Origin of the sequence: Maribacter sp. (genome assembly GCF_049667165.1) — a bacterium.
GTDB lineage: Bacteria > Bacteroidota > Bacteroidia > Flavobacteriales > Flavobacteriaceae > Maribacter_A.
The window spans coordinates 1-5,834 of record NZ_JBATHS010000432.1; the positions used below are offsets into that span (position 1 = coordinate 1).

The following is a 5,834-nucleotide window of genomic DNA, read 5'->3' on the forward strand; positions in this document are numbered from 1 at the left end:
ATTTTCCATCCCCTAATAGTATGGGCAGCGGTACGAGGCAACTATAAAAAATTATTCAATGTGAAGTCCGGCTGGGGATTCCAGGCACGAAAAGGGTTTGTAAAAGCAACATAACTATTAAGAATGAATACGAGCCAATTAGATAGATACTCTTTAAAGCATTATACAAGATTGATGATCTCATTCTTCGGATGCCTTTTTGTGCTATCCGTATTCCAATATGCTTTTCTTTATTTTAAGGGAGTGGTCGATACCATCTTCGGCATAAGTCTAGTGCTTTACGTAGTACACCAAATCGGCTTTACTTCCATAATCGGTATCATCCTCACATTTCCCTTTAATTTCTGGGAAAACTTACGGCCGAGATATGGGTTCAACATCGTTTTTGCAATATTGACCTTATTGTTGATTATAGAAGCCATGCTGATCGGTTATTATTGTACGACCTTGGTACCTTTGGGTGCCGATTTATTAGGCTATAGTTACTCGGATATTAAAATGACCATTGCTAATTCGGGTGGTTTAGCAATATCCCTGTACTTGCTCTTGGGTATTGCGGTAATCATTGGCCTATTTTTAGGGTTCTATCGTATTACCTCCAAATTCTATCATAAGATCAGTAGAATGTATCCTTTTACGATTATCCTGTTCAGTATTTTCATTGCAACTCTTTTCACAGAAGGCAAGCCGATCAATCAGAATAAAACACAATACTTGGCAGTCAATCTGTATACAAGTTCTACCGAGGATAATTCCTATACGGCCGATGTTGAATATCCACTAATTAAAAGACCGGAATCCGAAAACGTTCTAGGTGCGTATTTTGAGCTTAAGGAAGAGAAACCGAACATCGTATTTATTATGGTCGAGGGATTGGGTAGGGACTTCGTTGGGGAGGGGGCCGAATATGGAGGTTTTACTCCATTTTTAGATGAACTAACAAACAAATCGCTCTATTGGGAGAATTGTTTAAGCAATACGGGAAGAACCTTTGGCGTATTACCCTCCTTATTGGGTTCCTTGCCTTTTGGCAAAAGTGGATTCATGGAATTGGAAAACTATCCAAACAAATTAACCTTGTTTAGCATATTAAAGAATAATGGTTACCACACTTCCTTTTACCAGGGGACTACCGGTTCTTTTGACAATGTAGAAAAATTTCTCCGTAGCGAGAAAATAGATTTTATGTTGGACAAATCGGGGTTTGGAAAAAATTATGCCCTAGCGGAAGAAAATAGTGGTGGCTTTACTTGGGGGTACCCCGACAAAGAACTGTTCAAGAAAAGTATGACGTTGGCCCGGGATAAAGAGCAACCTCGATTAGAGGTGTATATGACCATTAGTACGCATGAACCATTTACGCCACCTAATCAAGATTTTTATGAAGAAAAAGTAGCTAAAATTCTATCAGAAAGAAGTTTTGACTCAAAGAAGAAAAATGTCATAGAAAAAAATGACAATGTATTCGCATCCCTTTTATACACTGATGAGGCTTTAAAATATGTTATGGAGGCGTATAAAAAGCAGCCTAACTATGACCATACCATATTCATAATTACCGGAGATCATAGATTGATCCCCATACCTATGCGAACCGAACTGAGTAGATTTCATGTTCCGTTGATTGTATATAGTCCGATGTTAAAGACGACCCGAAAAATGAGTGCTATTTCTTCACATTTTGATGTTACACCGACAATTTTGGCCCTATTAAATGGTAGTTATGAAATGAAAATGCCAGAGAAAGTGGCATGGGTAGGGGGCATTTTAGATGACAATGAAGCATTTCGGGGTACAAAAGACATCCCACTGATGCGTAATAAAAACCAATTGGAAGATTTTATCAGCGACGATAAATTCTTTAGTAATGGTAAGACCTTCCAGATCGACGAAAATATGGATTTATCATCATCGTTTTCCGGGGGCAGTAAACTAGAGAGCAAGTTAGAGGGATTTACAGCCATGAATTCCTATGTAACGACCAAAAACAAGATTTTACCCGATAGCTTGGCCATCTTCACAGTGCAAAAAGAAAAATTTACGGATAGTGAAATGGTTTGGATCAATAGCGTTTACAATGGCAAAAATTCTGATAAAGCCTATATCACCGCAAGAGATCTGGCGTTCAAAAAAGAATATGACCGATCGCTTCTCTTATGCCGTTTTATACTCTCGGAAGTCCCAGGGAATATAGATGCACGAATATTGACGGGCCGGGTGAATGGTTGGAGAGGTAATTACGATAAATCGATAGAAATTCTTATGAAATGTATTAAGGAGAATCCTGAATATATTGATTCCTATTCTGCCTTATTCGATGTTTATTACTGGTCAGGTAAGTATAAAGAGGCCTTGGACCTTATCGAAACGGTCGAACAAAATAGCTCTAATGTTAGAGAGATCGACGACAAAATTTCTAGGGCAAGAGCACTTGCAAGTAAGAACGGAGTATTAGCCTCAAGAAAATAATGGTACAAAAACGAATTTCGGCAACACTTATCTTAGTACTGCTCTGTTTTATGGGCAGGTCGCAAGACCTTGCACTCAATGATGTTGAAGAAATTACCTATTCAAGGGCCTTTGATTTAGCGTACGATGGTGACCACAAGACCTCACAGGCCGTACTTGTGCAGCTTCTTGAGGAGAAACCCGGCAATCTTGAAGCGCGTTCATTATTAGCCAGTACGCTAAGCTGGAATGGTAAGCATGCTGAAGCAAGATTGGAATTCAACAAAGTACTAGCACTAGAGCGAAATAACAATGAACTATGGATATCGGCCATAAAGAATGAGCTGTATGCCAAAAATAGTGCTACGGCATTGGGGTTAGCGAACAAAGCCTTGTATTATCTAGAAAATGATGCGGAAATAGCGCGATTGCGGAACGTGGCCCTTAACCGAATTGAAGATCAAAAATATCCTGAACTGGGTTGGTTTAATAAAGACAGCGATTTAAAAATAAGTTTTACAGTAGCAAAAAGTTCTAAAAGGAAAAAAGGTTCCAAGAAAAAAACAAAGGCCGAAACCAAGAATGATAAGGAAACAGAAGAAAAGGCCGATAAGGAAATAATAAGAAACCGATTTTCGGTCAGAAATTCGTTTACTGTTTTCGACCAGCGCTATGAACCGATGATCAATTCATCAATATCGTTAAAGCACAAGACTAAATACGGTAGCATAATACCTAGTATCAATTACAGTAATCGTTCAGCTAAGCAAGGTTTGCAATACGATCTCTCGCTCTATCCCAAATTGGCGAAGCGTATGTATGCCTTTGTAAATTACGGATATTCTAACGCGGAGATTTATCCAAATCACAGGTTTGCCGGTGATGTGTATCTGGGCTTGCCAGGGGCCATTGAAATCTCGGCCGGAGGTCGTTTTATAATGACCGCAACCCGAAATGTATCTGCCATAACCAATTCGCTCGGTCATTACAGAGGTAATTATTATTTCTCTTTACGTTCATACATTACTCCAAGATCTGGTGGGTTGACCCGTTTTTCTGGCAATCTATTGGTACGCAAGTATTTAAGGGATAGTGAGAACTATTTTGGGGTTAGCTTTGGTATGGGTTTTTCACCTGAACTAAGACAATTGTTCGCAGGTGATGAACTGCTCGCAGAGACCTTGTTGTATGTTGAATCACAACGATTGAGTTTGGCGTATCAGTTTACCCCAAGAAAATCACCCAATATTTACAAAACTAATATTACGGTTCGACGACAGGAAATTTTATCCGATTCGGGTAGTTTTTTCTGGGCGATATCAGCAGGACTCACCTATAATACGAAGTTTTAATTGGTAGCGGTAAAGGCTTTATCGATTTACGAGTAAATCCCAATTTTGCACCCTCCGCTAACCTCCTTCGCCTAAGTAGCATAGCAGGGAAGGCTGAAAAGCTTCGGCGAGATGCAGATAGCAGGGTCTAGGTTTAATAATTTCGGGTTCAATTCATCAAGGTTTGCTTTGATCAATTTGTTATTGCTATTCGACACTAATTTCACCAATTGACACGAACTTATTGTAAAATTTGGCCCCGAGCCTTTAGTGGGGTGCTTGGATTTTGGTGCTTGGAATTTGGAATTTTAATGTCTAGTGGGCTTGCCACGAGGTAGTTTATTTTGATAATTTGCTTTCTTGTTCACCAAAGACCCATTTATCGGCGTACATGCCGTAAATGATTCCTATTTCGTTTTCCAGAACATATTTTTCATCCTTACCCTCATCAAAATTGACGTGGTACACATAGACCTTGATCCCTTGTTTGTTTAATTGAAGCAATAGGTCTTTATTCTTGGCAATTGACCTTCGTGAAACCGCTACGTATTTTACGTTGTTGACGGCTAAAAAATTTAGTTTATCGCCCTTAATACCATAAAATGCCTTGTGCGAAATCATGGCATTGATTCCTTGTTGTGAAGCCTTTTCTACAGCCATTACACTAAAGAGTTCCATAATCAATCTATTCTTGTCGATAAACGCATCCGCGAATGCAATAGGGTCATTTACTTTGTCGGTGACCAGGGTAGCATCGGGATGTGCGGCAAACCACTTATTGATATCCTCCATATCGAGGGTCTCATAATCGCCGTAAATATTATGGCTATTGAAAACGGCAAGTGTAGGTGGAAGTTCGCCCTTATATTCCGTAAAACGCGACCACATGTTCCAATCGTGGGCAGCAACTAATTTTCCATCGGAAGTTTCGATAATATCCAACTCAAAAAGACGAAATCCTTTTTTATAGTTCTGATCGAGTGCGGCTTTTGTATTCGTTGATTTATGACCATCAACTTCGCCACCGGCATGGGCAATGAAACGATCGATATGGGGTTCGAACTCATAGTGGACTTTGGGAAAATAGATATGATTATCCGATAGGGTTTGGGGTATTTCCAATGTAATTGTAGTAGAAATATCGTCTATTTGCTCAAGAATACCTTGGTCAAGGTTATGCATAATATAGGCCTGGCGACTTTTAATCGCACTTAGTTTTAAAAATCCCATTTTGGCCAACTTGCCGGATTGTTCAGCTAAACTTTGTGAGGCTGAATCATGGGCCAGAATGGCGAATTTGGCCTTGTTTTTTTGCATACGCCATAAAATATCGACCAAGCTGGCCGACGCTTCTTTGCTCGCATAGGTATCAAAAGTCCGGAATTCGTATTTCCCCGCTGTAATGAAATGGATGACGGTCAAACCCCTTTCAATGGACTCCGTTTGGTTCGCTATGGTAAACGTACTGCGTTCCTTGGCATTGAAACCGTTGCTTTTTAGCACAAGGGTTTGGCTTGCTCCGGAAGGAAACTGGGCTACAGGGGTTGGGGTGTGGCCATAAGACGCATGAAACAGAACACCACAGAACATCATACTAAGTAAACGTATTATGGTTTTGGGTGCGTTATGTAGTTGTCCTTTTTTCATAGATCTCGTTATAAGGGTTCGAAAGCGTAACTTCCGAAGGATCAATCCCTATAAAAACGGGAATGACCGGTGATTATTGCGGGGAATTCCATTTTGATTGCCTCTTTAAACCCGTGCCATTTGACAGCGGTGTATTCGTGTCAATTTTCAGCGCAGCATTTGGCTTTTAGGAAGCTGTATGGGTATCGTACGCAAGGCGGGGAGCCAAATCTAGGTTGAATGGTAGGAGGGAAGCAACCCCCTTTTACGCTTTAACGCTTATAAAGGGTAGCGGAACGGTGAGGTGCTTTGTCGGGTGGCGAAAGTCAAGCCCTTCAAAATGGACTATTGACAACAAGTTTTTTTGGTTTCACCACAATTTATTGCAACATGCGCCCGTTATCAATATGTTTACAGTATGAATTTTAA

General features: G+C 40.2%; 3 protein-coding genes. 2 read left to right on the forward strand and 1 reads right to left on the reverse strand.

From position 1 onward, the window contains the following. The first annotated feature begins 123 nt into the window (after nucleotides 1-123). Together WBM98_RS19140 and WBM98_RS19145 are read left to right on the forward strand one after the other, a co-directional pair. On the forward strand, nucleotides 124-2,469 hold the full coding sequence (locus tag WBM98_RS19140) for a sulfatase-like hydrolase/transferase (protein ID WP_424367619.1): 2,346 nt from the start codon (nucleotides 124-126) through the stop codon (nucleotides 2,467-2,469). Continuing rightward, a complete protein-coding gene (locus tag WBM98_RS19145) occupies nucleotides 2,469-3,800 on the forward strand; it encodes a YaiO family outer membrane beta-barrel protein (protein WP_424367620.1) in 1,332 nt (443 codons plus the stop codon). The genes WBM98_RS19140 and WBM98_RS19145 overlap by 1 nt, the downstream gene beginning before the upstream one ends. Nucleotides 3,801-4,118: 318 nt before the next feature. On the opposite strand, the gene WBM98_RS19150 is transcribed toward WBM98_RS19145, so the two are convergent. Beyond that, a complete protein-coding gene (locus WBM98_RS19150; RefSeq protein ID WP_424367621.1) occupies nucleotides 4,119-5,426 on the reverse strand; it encodes a hypothetical protein in 1,308 nt (435 codons plus the stop codon). Nucleotides 5,427-5,834 lie beyond the last annotated feature (408 nt).

Coding starts and splice junctions, on each gene's coding strand:
- WBM98_RS19150 (WP_424367621.1), bottom strand. CDS start 5,426: ATGAAAAAAGGACAACTACATAACGCACCCAAAACCATAATACGTTTA.
- WBM98_RS19145 (WP_424367620.1), top strand. CDS start 2,469: ATGGTACAAAAACGAATTTCGGCAACACTTATCTTAGTACTGCTCTGT.
- WBM98_RS19140 (WP_424367619.1), top strand. CDS start 124: ATGAATACGAGCCAATTAGATAGATACTCTTTAAAGCATTATACAAGA.